This is a genomic window from Pseudomonas sp. Pseusp18, assembly GCF_059506005.1.
Genome location: NZ_CP169240.1, coordinates 1,806,962 through 1,826,259 on the forward strand (window position 1 = coordinate 1,806,962; position 19,298 = coordinate 1,826,259).

Here is a 19,298-nt window from a genome sequence, read left to right on the forward strand (position 1 = left end):
CAGCTGCTTCACTCGCTTTTTTGTCCTGGGGGCTCCCATGCATGTACTGGTTTGCGAAGACGATGAGCTGATCGCCAGCGGTATTGTTGCCGGCCTGACCGCGCAAGGCCTGACCGTCGAGCACGTCGCCACCGCGTCGGCTGCCCGGGCGATGCTCAAGGTGGCTGAGTTCGATGTCATGGTGCTCGACCTTGGCCTTCCCGATGAGGATGGCCTGAAGTTGTTACAGCAGTTGCGTCACAGTGGCCTGGAGATTCCGGTGTTGATTCTCACGGCGCGGGATTCGGTCACCGATCGCGTCGACGGTTTGCAGGCCGGGGCCGACGATTACTTGCTCAAGCCTTTTGACCTGCGCGAACTGGCAGCGCGCCTGCACACCTTGCTGCGACGAGTGGCGGGGCGCAGCGTCAACCTGATCGAGCACGGTCGTTTGACCTACGATCCGAGCAGCCGCGAAACCATGCTGGGCGGCCAGCCCGTGGATCTTTCCCGTCGCGAGCAATCGCTGTTGCAAGCCTTGCTGCACAACCGTGGTCGCGTACTCTCAACCGAGCAACTGAAAGACAGCGTCTACGGTTTCAACGATGAGCTGGAAAGCAACGCCCTTAACGTCCATATCCATCACCTGCGGCGTAAACTCGGCAATGGCATTGTCGAGACAGTGCGTGGCCTGGGCTATCGCCTGGGGCCGGCCGATGGCGGAGAAGAATCGAAGTGATGAGCCTGCGTTTGCGTCTGAGCCTGACCCTCGGCGCCGCATTTGCGCTGATCTGGGCCCTGGCCGCCGCCTGGATGCTCAGCGATCTGCGCAACCAGATGATGTTTTCCCTCGACCAGCGGCTGGTTGCCTCGGCGCGGATGGTCGCCGGGTTACTGGAGCAACTGCCGGCATTGCCGAGCAAGGGCGAGGGTACCCATTTCAGCGCTGAACAACTGAATATCCCCGGCGGCATGGCCTGTCAGGTCAGCTCGTTGCGCGGCGAGATTCTGGCCCGCAGCCACAGCAACCCCGAGCAAGCGCTGGAAGCCGAGAAAATGGGTTTCCACGATCAGATTATCGACGGCGCGCCATGGCGCAGTTTCACCCTGGCGCGGGGCGATGTGCGCATCACCACCGCCGACCGGCAGATCGAGCGTGAAGCGCTGAACATGTCCATTCTGCTGGCGGCCTCGGTGCCGGTCGGCGTGGCGCTGCTTGGCTGCCTGTGCCTGTTGTGGCTCGGCATCGGTCAGGGGCTGGCACCGCTCAATCGTATGCGCGATGCGTTGATGCGGCGTAGCGCCGATTCTCTGGAGCCATTGCAGATCCAGCCGTTGCCCAGCGAATTGCAACCGCTGCTGGAAACCCAGAATCAGTTGTTCCAGCGCATCGGCAAGACCATCGAGCGCGAGCGGCGCCTGACCGGTGATGCTGCGCACGAATTGCGTAGCCCGCTGACTGCGATCAAAACCCACTTGCAAGTGGCGCGCATGACCGACGGTGCCGCGCGGGATCAGTCCCTGGCCCGGGCTGAAGAGGGCGCCGACCGCCTGCACCGTACCCTTGAACAATTGCTGCTGCTGGCGCGTGTCGAGGGCAGCTTGTCGTTCGATGATGGCGTGCAGTGCAGCGCTGAGCAGGTGGCGAAACTGGCGATTCAGGATGCCGCCAGCGGCGATCGTCAGCGGATCAAGTTTCAGGTGCCGGCCAGATTCTCCGATGCGCCGCTGCAAATGCCCGCAGTGCTGTCGATTGCTGCATTGCGCAACTTGCTCGACAACGCCCTGCGCCATACGCCGGGCGATAGGGCGGTGGAGCTGAGCCTGGAAACCAATGGCAATCGTGTGCACTTTTTGGTTCGCGACCACGGCCCGGGAATTGCCGAAGACGACTTGCAATACCTGACCCAACGCTTCTGGCGTAACGGCCAGAGCACCGGTTGCGGCCTCGGCCTGGCGATTGTCCAGGCCATCGTCCAGCGCTGCGGTTGCACCCTGCATTTCGACAGCCGGGCGGATGGGTTGCGGGTTGAATTGACGATGCCGTTGCAACCTGTCTAACAGACACCGCTCCCACAGGGTGTCTATGTCGTCGCACACCAAATGTAACGTCTCTCCGTTGGCCTCCCGGTCCTCACGGCGTTATCGTCCTCGGCAGCTTTGACTCAATGGATTGAGGTAACAGCGCCATGACTGCATCGATACACATCTGCAAGGCAACGTCTGCCGACGCCGGCATCATCAGCCGGATCGTCGAGCGCTCCATTCGCGTCGGCTGCGCGCTCGACCACCGCAATGATCCACGAACGGTCGCCACCTGGACCCACAACAAAACCATCGAACACGTGCAGCCCTGGCTGAACGACCCGCGGTTGTACCTGAACATCGCTCTGTTGCAAGACAAACCGGTCGGCGTCGCCATGGCGGCGATCAGCGGCAAGGTTGCGTTTTGTTACGTGCAGCCGGAATGGTTTCGACGCGGCGCCGGACAAGCGCTGGTGCATGATCTGGAGACGTGGTTGATCACTCAGGGTTTGCCCCAGGCACGTCTCAACAGCACGCGCACCGGCGAAGCGTTTTATCTCCACTTGGGTTACCGGGTTTGCGCCGAAGCTTTCACGGTGGCGGGGCTCCACGCCATTCCCATGCACAAGGCGCTGCCGCCACCGTCATAGAAAGCTGATCGAGGGTCTAAATCCTCGAGCCCTTGGTGCGTTTCCAGAACAGGAAAACCTGCAAGTGCGCCCGGTGAACGGAATGCGCACCTGCCCGGTGTGCAGTTTTGGTCACTATCAACAGGGGTCGAGAGATGTCAGTCGCTACCAGCCTTATCGAAGATCAGCCGGCCAGGATTGTCCCGACGCCTGCCGAGACGCTTTATCAGTTCAACGAATCGCCGCTGTTGGCCCGTCAGAGCCAACAGGAATCGAACGCCCGCAGCTACCCGCGACGCATACCCCTGGCACTCAAGCGTGCCAAGGGCATTTATGTCGAAGACGTCGAAGGCCGCTGTTTCATCGATTGCCTGGCCGGTGCCGGAACCCTGGCCCTGGGGCACAACCATCCGGTGGTGATCGAAGCGATCCAGCAAGTGCTGAGCGATGAACTGCCGCTGCACACCCTCGACCTGACCACGCCGGTCAAGGACCGGTTTGTCCAGGACCTGTTCGGCCTGCTGCCGCCGGCATTGGCCGCTGAAGCGAAGATTCAGTTCTGTGGCCCCACCGGCACCGATGCCGTGGAAGCCGCGCTGAAGCTGGTGCGCACCGCCACCGGGCGCAGCACCGTCTTGTCGTTCCAGGGCGGTTACCACGGCATGAGTCAGGGCGCATTGAGCCTGATGGGCAGTCTGGGACCGAAAAAGCCGTTGGGTGCCTTGCTCGGCAATGGCGTGCAGTTCATGCCGTATCCCTACGATTACCGTTGCCCGTTCGGGCTCGGTGGCGTGCAGGGAGTGCAGGTCAACCTGAATTACCTGGAGAACCTGCTGAACGATCCAGAGGCTGGCGTGCAATTGCCGGCTGCGGTGATCGTCGAAGTGGTGCAGGGCGAGGGCGGGGTGATTCCGGCCGATCTCGACTGGCTGCGCGGTTTGCGGCGCATCACCGAGCAGGCCGGCGTGGCGCTGATCGTCGATGAGATTCAGAGCGGCTTTGCCCGCACCGGCAAGATGTTCGCCTTCGAGCACGCCGGAATCATTCCGGACGTGGTGGTGATGTCCAAGGCCATCGGCGGCAGCCTGCCGCTGGCGGTGGTGGTCTATCGCGACTGGCTCGACACCTGGCTGCCGGGCGCCCATGCCGGAACCTTCCGCGGCAATCAGATGGCCATGGCCGCAGGCTCTGCGGTGATGCGCTACCTGACCGAACACAAGGTTTGCGAGCACGCCGCCACCATGGGCGAGCGCTTGAGCGAACACCTGCACATCCTGCAGCGGGACTTCCCGCAGCTGGGCGACATTCGCGGACGTGGCTTGATGCTGGGCGTCGAACTGGTCGACCCGACTGGCGCACTGGACGCTCAAGGCCATCCACCGATCTTCGGTCGTCTGGCGCCGCTGGTGCAGCGTGAATGCCTCAAGCGCGGATTGATCCTCGAACTGGGCGGGCGTCACGGCGGTGTCGTGCGTTTCCTGCCGCCACTGGTGATCACCGCCGCGGAAATCGATCGGGTGGCTGAGATTTTCGGCCGGGCCATGGCCGCAGCCATCGCCAGCCTCTAAATTTTTCAGCGCCTTTAACGTTCTTTCTACATAACGGCTGCGCACGTCGCGCAGCTCACCCTATAGCGATGGAGAGACAGCATGACGTCAGTATTCGACCGCGAGGACATCCTCTTTCAGGTCGTGGTCAACCACGAAGAGCAATACTCGATCTGGCCCGACTACAAAGCCGTGCCACAAGGCTGGCGCACCGTGGGCAAGAGCGGCCTGAAAAAGGAATGCCTGGCCTACATCGAAGAGGTCTGGACCGACATGCGTCCATTGAGCCTGCGTCAGAAAATGGAAGAGCAGGCGGCCGTGGCTCACTGAGTCACGCAAAAAGAAACCCGCTGAACTGGTGACAGTCAGCGGGTTTTTTAACATCAAAAGATCGCAGCCTTCGGCAGCTCCTACATGGGAATCGCGTACAACCGTGAAACATCGGCTGGACACAAATTCTGTAGGAGCTGCCGAAGGCTGCGATCTTTTGATCTTAGGTGGCAGGTTTACCGCTCAACTCGGTGATCACCAAATCCACATTCTCCTCCAACTCGGCCACTGGATCCGCCGCATCGACACTCAACACCACCAACCGACTGCCTGCCTGCGAGATCGCCGCTTTCACCGCCTCCGAAGGCTGCCGATGATGCAACACCACCGCCACGTCATGGTCCTTGAGCGTCACACTCAACTGCTTCAACGCTTCAGGTGTCCACTCGGCATCCGGCCGTGCATCGAGGCCGATCAGCTCCAGGTTGAGGCCGCCGATCAGGTAGCCGAAATGATCGCTCAGGCTCATCACGCTCAGGTTATCGGCACTGGCCAGCCGCGCTTCGCTGTCGGCACTGAGCTTGAGCAGGCGCTGCTTGAGCGCTGCCAGATTGGCCTCGATGGTCGGTTTGGCCGCCGGCGCCAGGCGCACCAGGTCCGCCGCCATCACGTCTGCCATGCGCCCCATGTTGTTGCTGGAAAGCCACGGCTGGCTGTTCAAACCGTCGACCTTGCTGCCGGGCTGCACGGCGATGCCGGGAAGGGCGCCGTCCACCGGGCGGGCGGCGTCGACTTCGACGATACGAATATTGCTGCGCCGGGATATCGGGTACAGCGGATCATCCGCCCACAGGGAACGCAGACCAATCACGGCATCGGCGTCGGTCGCCAGCTTGGCCAGCGCCGGAGCGCCACGACCGGTGAAATAGGCGGTCTGTCGGCTGCCGGGCAGATTGTCTGGAGCGGCCCGTTCCAGTTTGATTTCGGTGCCTTTGAGCAACACTTCGCCCAGACCATAGGTGATCGGCAAGGACGCCAGCACGTGCAGCGGTTTGGCGCTGTCCGCCGCAGCGCAAGTATTGGCCAGACCGCACAGGGGCAATGTGAAGGTCAATGCCAGGGTCAGTTGACGCAGAGAAAAACACATTTATCCGAGGTTCCCTTTCAGACTTGGGACGATGCCGCGAGCGATCGCGGCCAGAGCGAAGGCGATACCGGCCACCAGAATGATCGCGGCACCGGACGGGATGGGCAGGTCAAAGACAATCGGCGCGAGAATTCCGCACAAGGTGCTCACCGTGGCAATCAGCACCGAACACCAGAAAAAACCCTTCAACGACTGGCTGAGCAACCGCGCGGCCGCCGCTGGAATCACCAGCAGGGCGCCGACCAGAATCGCGCCGATGACTTTCACCGCTGCCACCGTGATCAGCGTCACCAGGATCACGAACAGGTAGTCCAGGGTTTTCACCGCCACACCGCGTACCGCCGCCAGTTGCGGGTTGAAACTGGCGAGCATGATGCGGTTGTACAGCGGCAGGGCCAGTGCCATGACCAGTGAACCGACGATGGCCAATACCAGCAGGTCGTTGCCGTTGACCGTCAGTACCGAGCCGAACAGCACGTTTTCCAGAATGTGTACGTTGATCTTGCCCGCCAGAATCAACAGCAGGCTCGCGCCCAGCGCCAACGATACCGACAGAAACACGCCGATCAACGTATCCGGTGCCAGACCCGTGCGGTTGCGCAGGTAGTTCAGCAAGATCCCGAACAGCAGGCAGTAACCGAACAGGCTGCCATAAGGCCCGGTGTAAGGTTCGCCGAGCAGAATGCCGATGGCCACGCCAGTCAACGCCGCGTGACCCACCGCTTCGGAAAAAAACGCGAAACGCTTGACCACCACCAGCGTGCCCAAGCCGCCCAGCACCGGGCCGATCAGCAATCCGGCGAGCAGGGCGTTGACCACAAATCCATAGGCCAGCGCTTCCGGCAGGTAACCCGACGAGGCCCAACCCTGGACCATCAAACGAAAGGCTTCGTAACTCATCAGGCAGCGCTCCGGGGATGGGTCGAGAACAGGGTCAGCAGTCGCTCCGGGGTCAGCGCCTGTTTCGGCGTGGCATCGAACAACACCCGGCGATTGAGTCCGGTGACTCGGTCTGCCAGACGTGCGACGGCTTCAAGATCATGCTCGACCCACAGCACGGTGATGCCGCTCTGGCGCCAATCGCCCAGCAGCCGTTCGAATACTTGGATACCGGCCTCATCAAGCGCCGACATCGGTTCATCGAGCACCAGCAACTGTGGCGCCGGAATCAGCCCTTGCGCCAACAAAACCCGCTGGCGCTCGCCACCGGACAGCGCGCCCATGCGCCGATTACGTTTGTCCTGCATGCCGACCCGTTCCAGCGCTTCGCCAATCGCTGCGGCGTAATGCTTGCTCAAGCCGAGAAATGCCGGGCGCCGCTGACACATGGCCGCCATGAAGTCGTCGACGGTCATTGGCAAACCGCGATCAAACTCCAGCGCTTGCGGCACGTAGCCGATCGTCCCTGGTTCGCCGGGCCATTGCAGGCTCAAACGGCCCTGATGCGGCATCTGCCCGAGCAGGGTCTTGATCAGCGAACTCTTGCCGCCACCGTTGGGGCCGACCAGGGCATGCACGCTGCCGGGCCGGACCTGAAAGGTCACGTTGTCGAGGATTGTCGTGCGCCCCAGTGTCAGGCTGACTTCGGCGAAATCCAGCGTCGGGCCGGCGCTTTGTACGGTCAGGGTTTCTTGAGCGGTCATGCGCCTGACTCCTGAATCGCCCGAACCACGGTGTTGAGGTTGCCGGTCATTTCCTTTTCGTACTTGTCGGCGGTGTATTCGCCATAGGAAATGTGCGACAGCGGATACAGCTTCACCCCGGACTCACGCTGGATGGTCTCGACGTAGGTGGAGGGGAAATCCATCTCCGAGAAGATCACTTTCACGTCCAGCTCCCGCAGTTGATCGATGGTCTTTTTCAGTTGGCTGGGGCTGGGTTCGATGCCGTGGGCCGGCTCGACCACGGCGGTGACTTCCAGGCCGAACTCGCGCAGCAGATAGTCGTAGGCGGCATGGACCGTGGCCACGCGCAGCTCGGCGTTCGGCGCCTGGGTCAGTTTGGCCAGGGCATCGGCGCGCATCTGCCGCAGGCGCTTACCGTAGGCGCGGGCATTCTGGGTGTAGGTCTTGGCGTTGGCCGGGTCGAGCTTGCCCAACTCACGGGCGATGTTGTTGACCTGGGCAATCGAGGCGCTGATCGAAAGGAATGTGTGCGGGTTCACCACTTTGCCGGCACCGCGAGCGGCGACGCCGGTGGCGGCCAGCAGGGGCACGTTTTCGTTGGCTTCGATTACTTTGATATTCGGGGTTTCGCTGGCGGCGATCATGCGGTCGGCGAAGTCGTCATGGCCCACGCCGTTGAGCACGATCACGTCGAGCCCGCTGATGCGCTTGATGTCTTCGGCGCGAGGCTCGTAGGCGTGCGGGTTGAAACCGGCCGGGATCAGCGGCACCACTTCGGCCTTGTCGCCGACAATATTGGCCACGTAGCTGTAATAAGGGTGCAGGGTGATGCCGATGCGCAGGCGCTTGGCTTCGTCGGCACTGGCCAGCGGCGTCAACAAACAGGCAAGCAGGCCGACCAACAGCAGGCGCAAAAAACGACGTTGAGATGAACTAGGCATGGAAAGCGGTCTTCTCTCGGGTGAGGGCGAGGGTTCAGTGCCGATGCTGGCGGGTGACCCCGGCATCGAATTGCGCGACGATCTGCTGCCAGCCGGCGCTTTCGAGTGCGGCGTCAGTCAGATCAGCTGGGGGCGCGAGGGCTTTGGAGCGGTTGAGCCAGACGTCTGGCGCATCGTCGTCAGCAGTCAAACGCATCAGGAACGAGCCGGCCACGGTGGGTGTCTGGCTCTGGCCGAAGTACGCCTTGGCGTCCAGCAACTGCCAGGCATGACCGCCGCGGCTGACGGAGCTGGCGTCCTGGGCAAACGGCGCGAAACCTTCATCGGCGAGGGTAGTGGGGGTGGGCAGTGCTTGTTGTTCCTCGCGCAACAGATGGATTTCATCCAGCGTGACCCGTAGGTCTGCGTAAATACCTTGCTCGGATGCGCTCAGGTCGCGGCGGGCATCCAGTTGATGGCTGCCGACGCTGCTCACTTCCCGGGACTCGCCGCGCCAGGCGACTACCGAGCCGGCCACCGCCAGGATCATCAGGCACAACAGCAACACATAGAGGGTTTCATGGCCGGCTCCGGCCGGGCGCACCACTTGGGTGGTTGGCGTGGTCATGCTCAGGGCGCCTCGATGTCGGCTTGGTCGATCTCGACCACGTGGCCGGGACCGGCGTCGAACAGCACGTAGAATTCGGCGCCGGGCTTCTTGAACGTCAGGGTCGAATCGGCGCCGAGCTTGCCTGGCACCAGAATGGTTTCGTCGTAGCCGATCACATCCAGGGTCACGCCCGGTGCGCCGCTGCCGTCGGAAAAACCGCCAGTGCAACGGATCTGTTCGGCGTCGATGGCCTTGCATTCGCACATCGGGTTGTGGGCCAGGGCGCTGGCGCTGAAGGCGGCGCAGAGCACCAGTAAAACGGGGCGAAAAGCGCTGATCATGGTTTGCCTCCTTGTCTGTTCAGCCATGCGACGGTGGCCGGGGATGCCTGGCTCAGGGGAATGGAGGCTTGATGCATGGCACCGTCCCAGCCTTCCATGGTGATCCACAGCTCGGCGTCGTTTTTGGTCTTTTCAGGTACCGGCAGCGCGGTGCCCATGTGGTAGGGCGTGCCGAAGAAAATCACCCCGGCCGCGCGCAGGCTGCGTGGTTTGCCAATGCGCAGGTAAGTCGCCTTGACCTGATCGCGACAGCTGTCGCAGAGCGCAGCATTGAAGAGCTTCAAGTAGCCGGCCGGCCCATCGGATACCGGGGCTGCGTCGCGCAATTCGGCCAGGCGCAGGCTCCAGGGGCCGACCTGAACTTCACCGACCTCACGCTCACCCAGGCCGGTGTCACCGCGAAACAGCGCGGCGTCGGCGAAGTATTTGGGCATGAACCCCAGCGGCACCAGCAACAGCAGCACATTGATGTGGAAACGCCATGTGTGCCAGAAGCGGCTTAGCGGCGAGCGCGGTTTTTCTGCTGCGACCTGGCTCATCGGCTGCCCTCCGTGGCTTCGCGGCTCATGGCCGGCTGACCGGTCAGCGCAGCCCGTGGACGCTTGTTGCTGCGCTTGAGCGCATTGGCCGTGGCCAGGGCGGTGCGTTTGGTCCAGATCAACAGGCCGCTGAGGACCATCATGCTCAGGATCAGGCCGAAGAAGAACCAGATCAGCTTGATCCAGATACCGCCGAAATCGCCGGTGTGCAGCGGACGCATGGATTCGGTCACCAGCTCCAGACCCGAACGATCCGACAGCAGGCGCGTGGTGGAAATGTCACCGGTGTAAGGGTTGACCTCGGCGCTCTGGTAGATCAACGGGTACCAGCTGCGTCCGCTCACCGAAAGGTGGCTATAGGCATTGGCGGGCAGGCTGACTGAGCTGTCTTCCAGGCCGGGAATGCGCTCCTTGGCCTCGTGGATCGCGCTTTCCAGGCTGATCATCGGCGCTGGTGCGCCATCGGCGGTGAGCGGCACGCTCTCACGCGGGACGACGGGGGCGACCGGCGCGGTGGAAATCGAAATATGGTTATCGGACAGGATCGCTTCAATCATGAACCAGGTACTGGTGACGGAAATCACCGCAATGAACCAGATCGACCAGATGCCGCTGAGCCGGTGAAAGTCGCCCCAGAAAATCCGCGCGCCATGACGAATGCGCAGGGTCGGTCGCAAGAAGCCTTTCCAGAACCGTTTGTAGACCACAAGCCCCGTCACCAACGACGCCAGCATCGGCAAGCCGAGGAACGACACCAGATACCAGCCCCAGCTGTAGCCGTTGGTGAATGGCACCAGCCACCAGCCATGCAGCGCGCGAGTGAAGGCCTGGAAGTTGAAGGGTGGAGCGGTGCCCTGAATCGCCCCGCTGTAGGGGTTCACATAGACCGTCACCGAGCGTCCATCCGGGTAGCTGACCTTCACGTCCAGGGCGAAATGCGACTCGTCGGGACGGTTGATACTTTCGACCAGCGTTTGCGGCTCGGCCTTTTTGATGGCGGCGATGATCTGGTCATAGCTGAGCAGCGGCGCGTCGTCCGAAGGCGGGCTGGCGCGCATTTGCGGGTTGGCCAGCCAGACGATTTCCTGACTGACCACCGCCAATGTGCCGGTCACACAGACGATCAATACAAAGAACCAGATGGGCAGGGCCAGCCAGCTATGGACCAGAAACCAGAGTTTTGAGCGGGATTTCTTCGACATGATTAAAGGTCTTGTTTCGATGAGAGGACCTCTGCTGCGGGCTTCCCAGCGTTGAGGTCCATGAAAGGCCCGGTCGTGGCTTTTGCCTACGCGACCGGCTGCATCTAAATAAGACGTATGAGCATCGGAAATCCCGAAAGAGGATATGAAAGTAAATGTTTCGTGTTTCTGCGCTGTGTGGGAACGGCCAATATTGATGTTGAATGTGATGCCCCCATCGCGAGCCTGCTCGCGATGGGGGCTGATCACATACCGAAGCTATCAACCCTGCTTGAACATCTCCTTCGCCCGCTGTTCGATCTGTTCCTGCGTCAGATCCTCCTTGCGCGTGGCCAGAAACCACACATGCCCATAGGGATCCTTCAAGGTCCCCGTGCGGTCGCCATAAAACTGATCCTTGACCTCGGACACCACCGTGGCACCGGCATCGATGGCCTGTTTATAGGACTTGTCCACATCGTTCACATACAAATGCAGGCCCACGGACGGCGATTTGTCCGGGTTGCTCAAGGGCCCCTGGTCACAGGGTGTGCCCAGCATGATCGGGCTATCGCCGATACGCAGTTCGGCGTGCCCGATGCCGCCGTCGGGCATGGCCAGGCGCATGACTTCGGTGGCGCCAAAGGCTTTCTTGTAGAAGTCGATGGCTTCGGCAGCTTTCTGAATGCCCAGATAAGGGGTGATGCTGTGATAACCCTCTGGAATAGGTTTGACGCTCATGACGGTTCTCCCTTTATTGTTGTGGAGTTAAGGTGTTCCTTCGCCGTTTTCCGGTCGGATAACTATAGGTCAGCCCCTTCGCTACAACCGAGTGCCCGACGAGTAGCCGCAGTCACGACAACACGCTGCACTGTAATTTTGGTGCATCAGCGGTAAGAACCTGGATCGACAGGTTCTCTGTGGCGCGACGCTTGTTCACTGCCAGTTCACCAATTCCCGATACCCACTATCGAGAGCATTGATTTCTGCCCGTTGGGGCGCGTCGGTAGCCTGTGTTCATTGCCCCGAACCCAGCTATCCGGACGCTCGAAATGAAAACTCTACTCGCCACTTTCCTGTTGCTCGCCGTTTCCGTCCTCGCCGGATGCGCCAGTCATGTTTCACCGGAACTACGCCCCTACACCGCTGAAGAAACCCGGGAACTGGCGCTGGAAGCCTTGAATCGTCGGGGCTTGTCCTTCGAGGAGTACCACGCGAAGAAAGCCGAATTGCTCGGCCAGCCGACCAAATCGATCAGTTTTGACAAGCAGGGCGAGATGAACGCCGAGCGCACAGTACAGCTGCACGGTCGCCAAAGTTGAGCGACAACTGTACTGCTCGAACTTTCACGCAACTGTCCATGGGTTTCCCTCAAGGCGTGCGATAGGGTCAACACCTGACTGACTCTGATGGACTGCCCCCCATGCTCTCGCTCGACCTGCTGCTGGGCTTTGCCCTGTTCGCCCTTGTCACCTCGATCACCCCCGGCCCGAACAACACCATGTTGCTGGCCTCGGGCGTGAATTTCGGCTTTAGCCGCACCATCCCTCACATGCTGGGCATTACCTGCGGCTTCTTCGTGTTGGTGGTGGCCGTCGGTTTCGGCCTGGGCACTGTGTTTCAAACCTATCCATTGCTTTACACCGTGTTGCGTTATCTCGGCGCGGCGTATTTGCTGTACCTGGCCTGGAAGATTGCGCATTCCGGGCCGGTCGTCGAGGGTGAGCAGGGCGAGGGCAAGCCGATCAGCTATTTGGGCGCGGCGGCGTTTCAATGGGTCAACCCCAAGGCCTGGATCATGGCCATCGGTGCCATCAGCACCTACACGCCAATGCAGGGCTATTTCACCAATGTGATTGTGATTGCCGCGGTCTTCGCTCTGATCAACCTGCCGAGCGTCGGTGTGTGGGCTGGTTGTGGCACGCTGTTGCGCAATGTGCTGCGCGATCGCCGCTGGCTACGCCTGTTCAACTGGGGCATGGCCTTGTTGCTGGTGGCTTCCATGTATCCGTTGTTGCTTGAAAGTTTTAGCTGACGCATTGCTTCAACCGGTTACCCGATGCCTGTTAAGCTCGACTTCAGGAGCGTTCCTACGCACTTTTAAATGAAGTTGTTCTTCTTTAACGGCCTCCGATCAGGTATTGCTATCGTTCTGCAAATTCGGCACCGCTCATAAGGCGGCGCTTTGATATTTCCAGTGACGAGCTTCCTGATCCCGGAACACGCTCTGCGAGTCTTCTATGAATAAACGTCCGTTGTATTTCGACTACGCCGCCACCACGCCGGTGGATGAGCGGGTCATCAAGGTGATGGTTGAGTGTCTGGGCTTCACGGGTAACTTCGGCAATCCAGCGTCCAGCTCCCATGCCTTCGGTCAACAGGCCCGGCAATCGGTCGAGCACGCACGGCGCCAGGTCGCCGAACTGGTGGGCGCCCAGGCCGAGCAGATCGTCTGGACCTCCGGCGCCACCGAATCCAACAACCTGGCACTCAAGGGCGTTACCCAGGCCCGCGGTGTGTCCGGCGGCCATATAATCACCAGCCAGATTGAACACAAGGCAATTCTCGACACCGCCAAACAATTGCAGGATGCCGGCATTGCCGTGACGTATCTGGTGCCCGATGCCGAAGGCCTGATTACCCCGCAAGCAGTCAGCGAGGCGATGCGCGAAGACACCTTTCTGGTGTCGCTGATGCTGGTCAACAACGAACTGGGCACCGTCAACGATATCCCTGCCATCGGCCAGGTGGTGCGTGATCGCGATGCGTTGTTTCACGTCGATGCGGCTCAGGGCGTGGGCAAAGTGGCGATCGACCTGGCCCAATGGCCGGTGGATTTGATGTCATTCTCGGCGCACAAGGTCTATGGCCCCAAAGGCATCGGCGCGCTGTACGTCGGGCCTCGTGCGCAACAGCGCCTGCAGGCGCAGATCCACGGTGGCGGCCATGAGGGCGGGTTGCGTTCCGGTACTCTGGCGACGCACCAGATCGCAGCCATGGGCGCCGCTTTCGCCTTGGCGGCCGCTTTGTTCGATGAAGAAAAAGCCACCATCGTGCGCCTGCGTGAACGCTTGCTCGATCAGCTGCTGAGCATTTCCGGTATTCGCGTCAATGGCAGTCCGACCCAACGCATTCCCCATACCCTGAGCCTGACCTTCAACGAAGGCGAGTTCAATTCCGCGGCGTTGAGCACCTCGATCGCGTTTTCCGCGACGTCGGCCTGCAACTCCGCCAGTAATGCGCCATCTCATGTGCTGCTGGCGCTGGGGCATGACGCGCGCTCGGCCAGTCGCACCATTCGCCTGAGCCTGGGGCGTTTCACCACCGAGCAAGATATCGACCAGGCTGCGCACCTGATCAAAACGGCCACCGCCAGTGCTCCGGCATTCTGGGCGACAGGTCCTTAAGCGCCGACTCTGATCGGCACCCAACAATAATGATGAAGTGGTTAGCAGGAGACACGATGAGTACGCAGCCTTCGATCAATGGATTGGTACCCCGGCGCCTGGCGCAAACCCGCGAGCTGATGAGCCGGGAGGGCATTCATGCTCTGCTGGTGCCGTCGGCCGACCCGCACCTGTCGGAATACCTGCCGGGCTATTGGCAGGGGCGGCAGTGGCTGTCGGGTTTCCATGGCTCGGTCGGCACGCTGATCGTCACGCCGGATTTCGCCGGCGTCTGGGCCGACAGCCGCTATTGGGAACAAGCGAGCAAGGAACTCAAGGGCAGCGGTATCGAGCTGGTCAAGCTGCAACCGGGTCAACCCGGCCCCCTTGATTGGCTGGCCGAGCAAACGCCTGAAGGCGGTGTCGTTGCAGTCGATGGCGCGGTGATGGCCGTGGCGTCGGCGCGTACCCTGAGCAGCAAACTCCAAGAACGCGGCGCACGTCTGCGCACGGACATCGATTTGCTGAGCGAAGTCTGGAGTGATCGCCCAAGCTTGCCGAACGAGCCGATTTATCAACACTTACCGCCTCAGGCGACCGTCAGCCGTGGCGAAAAACTCGCCCAGCTGCGTGACGTGTTGAAAGAGCGCGGTGCCGACTGGCATTTCATTGCCACCCTCGATGACATCGCCTGGCTGTTCAACTTGCGCGGCGGCGATGTTTCGTTCAACCCGGTGTTTGTGTCCTTTGCGCTCATTAGCCAGCAACAGGCCACCTTGTTCGTCGCCCTGAGTAAAGTCAGCGCCGAGCTGCGTGCCATCCTTGAACAGGACGGCGTGACCCTGCGCGATTACAGCGAAGTGGCCGCCGCCTTGCGCGCCATACCAAGCGGCGCGAGCCTGCAAGTCGATCCGGCGCGGGTCACGGCGGGTCTGCTGGATAACTTGAACAGTGATGTGAAACTGGTCGAAGGCCTGAACCCGACCACTCTGGCCAAGTCACAAAAAAGCCTGGCCGATGCCGAGCACATCCGTCGGGCCATGGAGCAGGATGGCGCGGCGCTGTGCGAATTCTTCGCCTGGCTGGAGGCAGCATGGGGGCGTGAGCGCATCACCGAACTGACCATCGACGAACACCTGACCGCGGCCCGCACCCGGCGCCCGGATTATGTGTCGCTGAGCTTCAACACCATTGCTGCGTTTAACGCCAACGGTGCGATGCCGCATTACCACGCCACCGAAGAAGAGCATGCGGTCATCGAGGGTGACGGCCTGTTGCTGATCGACTCCGGCGGCCAATACCTGGGCGGCACTACCGACATTACGCGGATGGTGCCGGTGGGGACGCCGACTGACGAGCAGAAGCGCGATTGCACTCGCGTACTCAAAGGCGTGATTGCGCTCTCCCGCGCGCAGTTCCCGCGGGGAATTCTGTCGCCGTTGCTGGACGCCATTGCCCGCGCACCGATCTGGGCCGAAAGTGTCGACTACGGTCATGGCACCGGTCACGGCGTCGGCTACTTCCTCAACGTTCACGAAGGCCCGCAAGTGATCGCCTATCAGGCGGCAGCCGCGCCGCAAACTGCAATGCAGCCAGGGATGATCACTTCCATAGAACCGGGCACCTACCGTCCGGGCCGCTGGGGCGTGCGGATCGAGAACCTGGTGTTGAACCGCGAGGCGGGCAAGAGCGAGTTCGGTGAATTCCTGAAGTTCGAAACCCTGACCCTGTGCCCGATCGACACCCGCTGCCTGGAACCGTCGTTGCTGACCGAAGACGAAAAGCAGTGGTTCAACGGCTACCATGCCGAAGTGCGCGAGCGCCTGAGCCCGTTGCTCGATGGCGCGGCCCTTGAGTGGTTGAACACCCGGACCGCGGCTATTTGATCGGCTTGAATTCAGGCGCTGTTTCCAGCGCCTGAGTTATGTCCGGCTATTGCGCACGCAGGGCTTCAAGGACGAAGTCCAGCCGATCCTGGCCAAAGAACAGCTGATCCCCGACAAACATGCTCGGTGCGCCGAATACACCGCGTTGTACCGCTTCCTCGGTGTTTTTCTTGAGGGCGGCTTTGACGTTCTCATCTGCTGCTAGCGACAGCACCTCGTTCGGGTCGAAACCGTTTTGCGTCAGCACGGCGGCAACGGTCGCGGGATCATCGAGGCTGCACCCTTCCACCCACAGGGCGTGAAACAGGCAATCGATAAACGCCTGAAAGCGTTCGGGATGACGTAATTGCATACCCGTGACCGCGCGCATCAACATCAGGGTATTGATGGGGAAGTGCGGGTTGAACTTCAGCGGCACACCGTAACGCTTGGCATAGCGGTCCAGATCCTGAAACATGTAGCGACCCTTGGCCGGAATGGTCACCGGGGAGGCGTTGCCGGTGGCTTTGAAGACGCCGCCCAGTAGCATCGGTTTGTAGATCAGCTGACTATCGGTCTGCGCGCAGATTTTCGGCAGTTGGGTGTAGGCCAGGTAGGTGGCGGGGCTGCCGAGGTCGAAAAAGAACTCCACGGTTTTGCTCATGGTCGATGTGCTCTTCTTTTTGTCGTAGGGGAAGGCTTACCAGCGTTCGTTCCAGGGGCGCAGATCCAGCTCGAACGTCCAGGCGTCCCGTGGCTGGCTGTGTAAGTACCAATAGTTTTCGGCGATGTGCTCGGGATTGAGGATGCCGTCCTGATCCTTGGTCGCGTATTTTTCCGGAAATCTGTCGCGGATAAAGTCGGTGTCGATGGCACCATCGACCACCACATGGGCGACGTGGATGTTCATCGGCCCCAGTTCGCGGGCCATGCTTTGGGCCAGGGCGCGAATCCCGTGCTTGGCGCCAGCGAAGGCTGCAAACCCTGCGGCACCGCGCAAGCCGGCGGTGGCCCCGGTGAACAGGATCGTGCCCCGTTGGCGGGTGACCATGCGCTTGGCCACTTCGCGAGCATTGAGAAACCCTGAGAAACAGGCCATTTCCCAGATCTTGAAATACTTGCGAGCGGTTTCTTCGAGAATACTGCACGGCACATTGGCGCCGATATTGAAGACGAACGCTTCGATGGGGCCGATCTCGGTTTCGATCTGCTCGATGAGCGCAATCACGTCCTCTTCTTTGCGCGCATCGCAGGCAAAGCCATGAGCCTCGCCGCCGCTGATCGTGATGGCATCTACCAGTGGCTGAAGTTTGTCTGCGCTGCGACGTGTGACGCAGGCGACGTAGCCTTCCCGGGCAAAACGCTTGGCGATGGCGCCGCCGGTGGCATCGCCTGCGCCGACGACCAATACGATTTTCTTGTTATTGATAGCGGTGGTCATGGATGTCGCCCTTTGCTGAACGGTCAGTGACTGACGAACGTTAGCAGCATCCCGGGCGAGGCGCCTATCGGGCTATGCAAGCCCAACAGGGTTGGAGGATTACTTGCAGATGACGATCATACTGCGGCTGGTATAGCCGGCCGGGTTAAGGCCAAACGGATAATCCCCGGGTTCTTCGACCGCATCCCCTGACTTGGCAATCACCTTGTAACCCTTGGGTGCGCACGAGTTGGCAGCGCTGGTGTAGCACTGGTCCCAGGAGGACGACAGCCCGGAACAGTTGATATGCAGCCCTTTCTTGCCGTGTTTGATCTGGGTTTTCGAGGTCGCCGCGCAGCCCGCAACTGCAAGCACGGCGATCAGTATCAAAATTCGTTTCATTGCTGTCCTTATTGAGGCTCCGAATCTTTGTGCCCGGGTCTGCCTGCATTCGCTTTTGCTTGAAGCGTTCTGATATCCCTATCTGAAAAAGTCCATGTCTGACACTGAGTTACGTGACCTAAACATGGCCTAATTGAGCGGTAAATACCAGACCTTCGTCAAATCTCGTATCAATCCGCCGCAACTGCGGGCTTGGCGGTGCTCCCCATGGTCATGGTTGCGCCGATGGACGCCAGAATGATGCACAGGATTGCCATCCACTGTGACAGGGAAAGGTATTCATGGAGGAACAACAGGCCGGACAGCGCACCGAACGCGGGTTCGATGCTCATCAATGTGCCGAAGGTCCGGGCCGGCATCCGTGTGAGGGCGACCATCTCCAGGGTGTAGGGCAGGGCAGTGGACAGAATCGCGACCCCGATGGCCACGGGAATCAGCGAGGGGGTCAGCAGTGCAGCACCAGCATGGACGATACCGATGGGGGCTACGAACAGTGCAGCAATCATCACGCCCAATGCGGCGGTCTGCACGCCATTGTCGGCACCGGCCTTCTGGCCGAACAGAATGTACAACGCCCAGCAGACACCGGCGCCAAGGGCATAACCTGCGCCAACCAGATCAATACCTGCACTCGTGGCGCCAGTCGGAATCAACAGCAGTAAACCCACGGCTGCCAGAGCGATCCAGAGAAAGTCGATCGCCCGACGTGAGGCATAAATAGCGACCGCTAATGGGCCAGTGAACTCCAGGGCTACCGCGATACCCAGAGGGACAGTGTTCAAGGACATATAGAAGAGGAAGTTCATGCCGCCCAGCGCCATCCCATAGACAATTACCGTGCGCAGGGACTTTGCGGTGAGCTTCGCGCGCCATGGGCGTAATAGCAGCAGCATGATCACGCTGGCGAAGATCAGCCGCAGGGTGGTGGTCCCTTGAGCGCCGATGACCGGGAACATGCTTTTGGCCAGGGAGGCTCCGGACTGGATCGATGCCATGGCTATCAAGAGCAGGCCTACCGAGAACAGGGTCGAGGCAAGGCTGCGGGGGTGGTCATTCATTGCGTGGCATCGTCCGAGGTGAGAAACGAGAGTAGTGTGTTATGTGTTGGGCAATATACTGCGCATTCGTTACGGTTGCGTCTATATATAAGCAGGGATTTTGAACATCCTGATAGAAAAGCGTAATCAGGGGTTGACGGCAGATTCTGGACGTCTATAATTCGCCCCACTTCCGGCGCAGTCGAAACGGAAAACTCCTTGGTAAACAACGAGTTATGCAGTTTTCGACAGCGGTTACGCTTCAGTTCATCGAAGCCAGAAGGAGTTGATAAGGCAGGGTGTTGTCGCCTTATTAGCGATTCGATCTTCTCGGTCGAAAGCGGAGAAAAAGAGGTGTTGACAGCAGCGACTAAC

At 60.6% G+C, this 19,298-nt stretch carries 22 protein-coding genes; 9 read left to right on the forward strand and 13 right to left on the reverse strand.

Annotated elements, in window-relative coordinates:
• The first annotated feature begins 37 nt into the window (after positions 1-37).
• From ACEN9A_RS08005 to ACEN9A_RS08025, 5 genes are all read left to right on the forward strand, one after another.
• Entirely contained in the window at positions 38-718 is a 681-nt protein-coding gene (locus tag ACEN9A_RS08005) for a response regulator (RefSeq protein WP_018929974.1), read from the forward strand.
• Positions 715-2,040 (forward strand): ATP-binding protein, encoded by a 1,326-nt coding sequence (locus ACEN9A_RS08010; protein ID WP_026345973.1) that lies wholly within the window; start codon positions 715-717, stop codon positions 2,038-2,040. The genes ACEN9A_RS08005 and ACEN9A_RS08010 overlap by 4 nt, the downstream gene beginning before the upstream one ends.
• A 128-nt stretch (positions 2,041-2,168) precedes the next feature.
• Positions 2,169-2,654: a GNAT family N-acetyltransferase gene (locus tag ACEN9A_RS08015; RefSeq protein WP_019582487.1), complete on the forward strand. Its 486-nt coding sequence runs from the start codon at positions 2,169-2,171 to the stop codon at positions 2,652-2,654.
• A 134-nt stretch (positions 2,655-2,788) separates the two neighbouring features.
• Positions 2,789-4,201, forward strand: a complete 1,413-nt coding sequence (locus ACEN9A_RS08020) for an aspartate aminotransferase family protein (RefSeq protein ID WP_258672921.1) — start codon at positions 2,789-2,791, stop codon at positions 4,199-4,201.
• Positions 4,202-4,282: 81 nt separating this feature from the next.
• Positions 4,283-4,510 carry an MbtH family protein gene (locus ACEN9A_RS08025; RefSeq protein ID WP_007934245.1) on the forward strand — a complete coding sequence of 76 codons (228 nt, stop codon included), beginning with the start codon at positions 4,283-4,285 and terminating at the stop codon, positions 4,508-4,510.
• Positions 4,511-4,673: 163 nt separating this feature from the next.
• Here the strand turns inward: ACEN9A_RS08025 and ACEN9A_RS08030 are convergent, their stop codons facing one another.
• From ACEN9A_RS08030 to ACEN9A_RS08070, 9 genes are all read right to left on the reverse strand, one after another.
• Entirely contained in the window at positions 4,674-5,597 is a 924-nt protein-coding gene (locus tag ACEN9A_RS08030; protein WP_258672922.1) for a metal ABC transporter substrate-binding protein, read from the reverse strand.
• Complete coding sequence (locus ACEN9A_RS08035) at positions 5,598-6,497, reverse strand: metal ABC transporter permease (protein ID WP_007906536.1); 900 nt, start codon at positions 6,495-6,497, stop codon at positions 5,598-5,600.
• The gene (locus ACEN9A_RS08040) at positions 6,497-7,240 is read right to left on the reverse strand and encodes a metal ABC transporter ATP-binding protein (protein ID WP_258672923.1); all 744 of its coding nucleotides are present in this window, start codon (positions 7,238-7,240) and stop codon (positions 6,497-6,499) included. The genes ACEN9A_RS08035 and ACEN9A_RS08040 overlap by 1 nt, the downstream gene beginning before the upstream one ends.
• Positions 7,237-8,163, reverse strand: a complete 927-nt coding sequence (locus ACEN9A_RS08045) for a metal ABC transporter substrate-binding protein (RefSeq protein WP_019582483.1) — start codon at positions 8,161-8,163, stop codon at positions 7,237-7,239. The genes ACEN9A_RS08040 and ACEN9A_RS08045 overlap by 4 nt, the downstream gene beginning before the upstream one ends.
• 34 nt (positions 8,164-8,197) lie before the next feature.
• A complete protein-coding gene (locus ACEN9A_RS08050) occupies positions 8,198-8,770 on the reverse strand; it encodes a DUF6162 family protein (RefSeq protein WP_258672924.1) in 573 nt (190 codons plus the stop codon).
• Between the two features lie 2 nt (positions 8,771-8,772).
• The gene (locus tag ACEN9A_RS08055; protein ID WP_258672925.1) at positions 8,773-9,093 is read right to left on the reverse strand and encodes a hypothetical protein; all 321 of its coding nucleotides are present in this window, start codon (positions 9,091-9,093) and stop codon (positions 8,773-8,775) included.
• Positions 9,090-9,632 carry a PA2404 family protein gene (locus ACEN9A_RS08060; protein ID WP_258672926.1) on the reverse strand — a complete coding sequence of 181 codons (543 nt, stop codon included), beginning with the start codon at positions 9,630-9,632 and terminating at the stop codon, positions 9,090-9,092. Before ACEN9A_RS08060 ends, ACEN9A_RS08055 begins: the two co-directional genes overlap by 4 nt.
• The gene (locus tag ACEN9A_RS08065) at positions 9,629-10,834 is read right to left on the reverse strand and encodes a PepSY-associated TM helix domain-containing protein (protein ID WP_258672927.1); all 1,206 of its coding nucleotides are present in this window, start codon (positions 10,832-10,834) and stop codon (positions 9,629-9,631) included. Before ACEN9A_RS08065 ends, ACEN9A_RS08060 begins: the two co-directional genes overlap by 4 nt.
• Before the next feature lie 261 nt (positions 10,835-11,095).
• Positions 11,096-11,554: a VOC family protein gene (locus tag ACEN9A_RS08070; protein ID WP_019582478.1), complete on the reverse strand. Its 459-nt coding sequence runs from the start codon at positions 11,552-11,554 to the stop codon at positions 11,096-11,098.
• A gap of 311 nt (positions 11,555-11,865) precedes the next feature.
• On the opposite strand from ACEN9A_RS08070, the gene ACEN9A_RS08075 reads away from it, so the two are divergent.
• The 4 genes from ACEN9A_RS08075 (at position 11,866) to ACEN9A_RS08090 (ending at position 16,085) form a co-directional block, all read left to right on the forward strand.
• Positions 11,866-12,135, forward strand: coding sequence for a hypothetical protein (locus tag ACEN9A_RS08075; RefSeq protein ID WP_028939039.1), 270 nt, complete (start codon positions 11,866-11,868; stop codon positions 12,133-12,135).
• A 101-nt stretch (positions 12,136-12,236) separates the two neighbouring features.
• Positions 12,237-12,848, forward strand: a complete 612-nt coding sequence (locus ACEN9A_RS08080) for a LysE family translocator (RefSeq protein WP_019650600.1) — start codon at positions 12,237-12,239, stop codon at positions 12,846-12,848.
• 205 nt (positions 12,849-13,053) lie between these two features.
• Positions 13,054-14,220 (forward strand): cysteine desulfurase family protein, encoded by a 1,167-nt coding sequence (locus ACEN9A_RS08085; RefSeq protein ID WP_258672928.1) that lies wholly within the window; start codon positions 13,054-13,056, stop codon positions 14,218-14,220.
• Between the two features lie 56 nt (positions 14,221-14,276).
• The gene (locus ACEN9A_RS08090) at positions 14,277-16,085 is read left to right on the forward strand and encodes an aminopeptidase P family protein (RefSeq protein WP_192379613.1); all 1,809 of its coding nucleotides are present in this window, start codon (positions 14,277-14,279) and stop codon (positions 16,083-16,085) included.
• Positions 16,086-16,131: 46 nt separating this feature from the next.
• Here the strand turns inward: ACEN9A_RS08090 and ACEN9A_RS08095 are convergent, their stop codons facing one another.
• The 4 genes from ACEN9A_RS08095 to rhtA form a co-directional block, all read right to left on the reverse strand.
• On the reverse strand, positions 16,132-16,728 hold the full coding sequence (locus tag ACEN9A_RS08095) for a 2-hydroxychromene-2-carboxylate isomerase (RefSeq protein WP_258672929.1): 597 nt from the start codon (positions 16,726-16,728) through the stop codon (positions 16,132-16,134).
• 36 nt (positions 16,729-16,764) lie between these two features.
• Positions 16,765-17,505 (reverse strand): SDR family oxidoreductase, encoded by a 741-nt coding sequence (locus ACEN9A_RS08100; protein WP_019582472.1) that lies wholly within the window; start codon positions 17,503-17,505, stop codon positions 16,765-16,767.
• A 99-nt stretch (positions 17,506-17,604) separates the two neighbouring features.
• The gene (locus tag ACEN9A_RS08105) at positions 17,605-17,886 is read right to left on the reverse strand and encodes a hypothetical protein (protein ID WP_018929955.1); all 282 of its coding nucleotides are present in this window, start codon (positions 17,884-17,886) and stop codon (positions 17,605-17,607) included.
• A gap of 170 nt (positions 17,887-18,056) precedes the next feature.
• Positions 18,057-18,944: a threonine/homoserine exporter RhtA gene (gene rhtA / locus ACEN9A_RS08110; protein WP_019650605.1), complete on the reverse strand. Its 888-nt coding sequence runs from the start codon at positions 18,942-18,944 to the stop codon at positions 18,057-18,059.
• Between the last annotated feature and the right edge of the window lie 354 nt (positions 18,945-19,298).

Bases quoted from the DNA above. Each gene is read 5' to 3' on its own strand.
- ACEN9A_RS08065 (WP_258672927.1), bottom strand. From the start codon at position 10,834: ATGTCGAAGAAATCCCGCTCAAAACTCTGGTTTCTGGTCCATAGCTGG.
- rhtA (WP_019650605.1), bottom strand. From the start codon at position 18,944: ATGAATGACCACCCCCGCAGCCTTGCCTCGACCCTGTTCTCGGTAGGC.
- ACEN9A_RS08040 (WP_258672923.1), bottom strand. From the start codon at position 7,240: ATGACCGCTCAAGAAACCCTGACCGTACAAAGCGCCGGCCCGACGCTG.
- ACEN9A_RS08015 (WP_019582487.1), top strand. From the start codon at position 2,169: ATGACTGCATCGATACACATCTGCAAGGCAACGTCTGCCGACGCCGGC.
- ACEN9A_RS08035 (WP_007906536.1), bottom strand. From the start codon at position 6,497: ATGAGTTACGAAGCCTTTCGTTTGATGGTCCAGGGTTGGGCCTCGTCG.
- ACEN9A_RS08100 (WP_019582472.1), bottom strand. From the start codon at position 17,505: ATGACCACCGCTATCAATAACAAGAAAATCGTATTGGTCGTCGGCGCA.
- ACEN9A_RS08030 (WP_258672922.1), bottom strand. From the start codon at position 5,597: ATGTGTTTTTCTCTGCGTCAACTGACCCTGGCATTGACCTTCACATTG.
- ACEN9A_RS08050 (WP_258672924.1), bottom strand. From the start codon at position 8,770: ATGACCACGCCAACCACCCAAGTGGTGCGCCCGGCCGGAGCCGGCCAT.
- ACEN9A_RS08085 (WP_258672928.1), top strand. From the start codon at position 13,054: ATGAATAAACGTCCGTTGTATTTCGACTACGCCGCCACCACGCCGGTG.
- ACEN9A_RS08025 (WP_007934245.1), top strand. From the start codon at position 4,283: ATGACGTCAGTATTCGACCGCGAGGACATCCTCTTTCAGGTCGTGGTC.
- ACEN9A_RS08060 (WP_258672926.1), bottom strand. From the start codon at position 9,632: ATGAGCCAGGTCGCAGCAGAAAAACCGCGCTCGCCGCTAAGCCGCTTC.
- ACEN9A_RS08070 (WP_019582478.1), bottom strand. From the start codon at position 11,554: ATGAGCGTCAAACCTATTCCAGAGGGTTATCACAGCATCACCCCTTAT.
- ACEN9A_RS08075 (WP_028939039.1), top strand. From the start codon at position 11,866: ATGAAAACTCTACTCGCCACTTTCCTGTTGCTCGCCGTTTCCGTCCTC.
- ACEN9A_RS08005 (WP_018929974.1), top strand. From the start codon at position 38: ATGCATGTACTGGTTTGCGAAGACGATGAGCTGATCGCCAGCGGTATT.
- ACEN9A_RS08020 (WP_258672921.1), top strand. From the start codon at position 2,789: ATGTCAGTCGCTACCAGCCTTATCGAAGATCAGCCGGCCAGGATTGTC.
- ACEN9A_RS08045 (WP_019582483.1), bottom strand. From the start codon at position 8,163: ATGCCTAGTTCATCTCAACGTCGTTTTTTGCGCCTGCTGTTGGTCGGC.
- ACEN9A_RS08090 (WP_192379613.1), top strand. From the start codon at position 14,277: ATGAGTACGCAGCCTTCGATCAATGGATTGGTACCCCGGCGCCTGGCG.
- ACEN9A_RS08105 (WP_018929955.1), bottom strand. From the start codon at position 17,886: ATGAAACGAATTTTGATACTGATCGCCGTGCTTGCAGTTGCGGGCTGC.
- ACEN9A_RS08055 (WP_258672925.1), bottom strand. From the start codon at position 9,093: ATGATCAGCGCTTTTCGCCCCGTTTTACTGGTGCTCTGCGCCGCCTTC.
- ACEN9A_RS08095 (WP_258672929.1), bottom strand. From the start codon at position 16,728: ATGAGCAAAACCGTGGAGTTCTTTTTCGACCTCGGCAGCCCCGCCACC.
- ACEN9A_RS08080 (WP_019650600.1), top strand. From the start codon at position 12,237: ATGCTCTCGCTCGACCTGCTGCTGGGCTTTGCCCTGTTCGCCCTTGTC.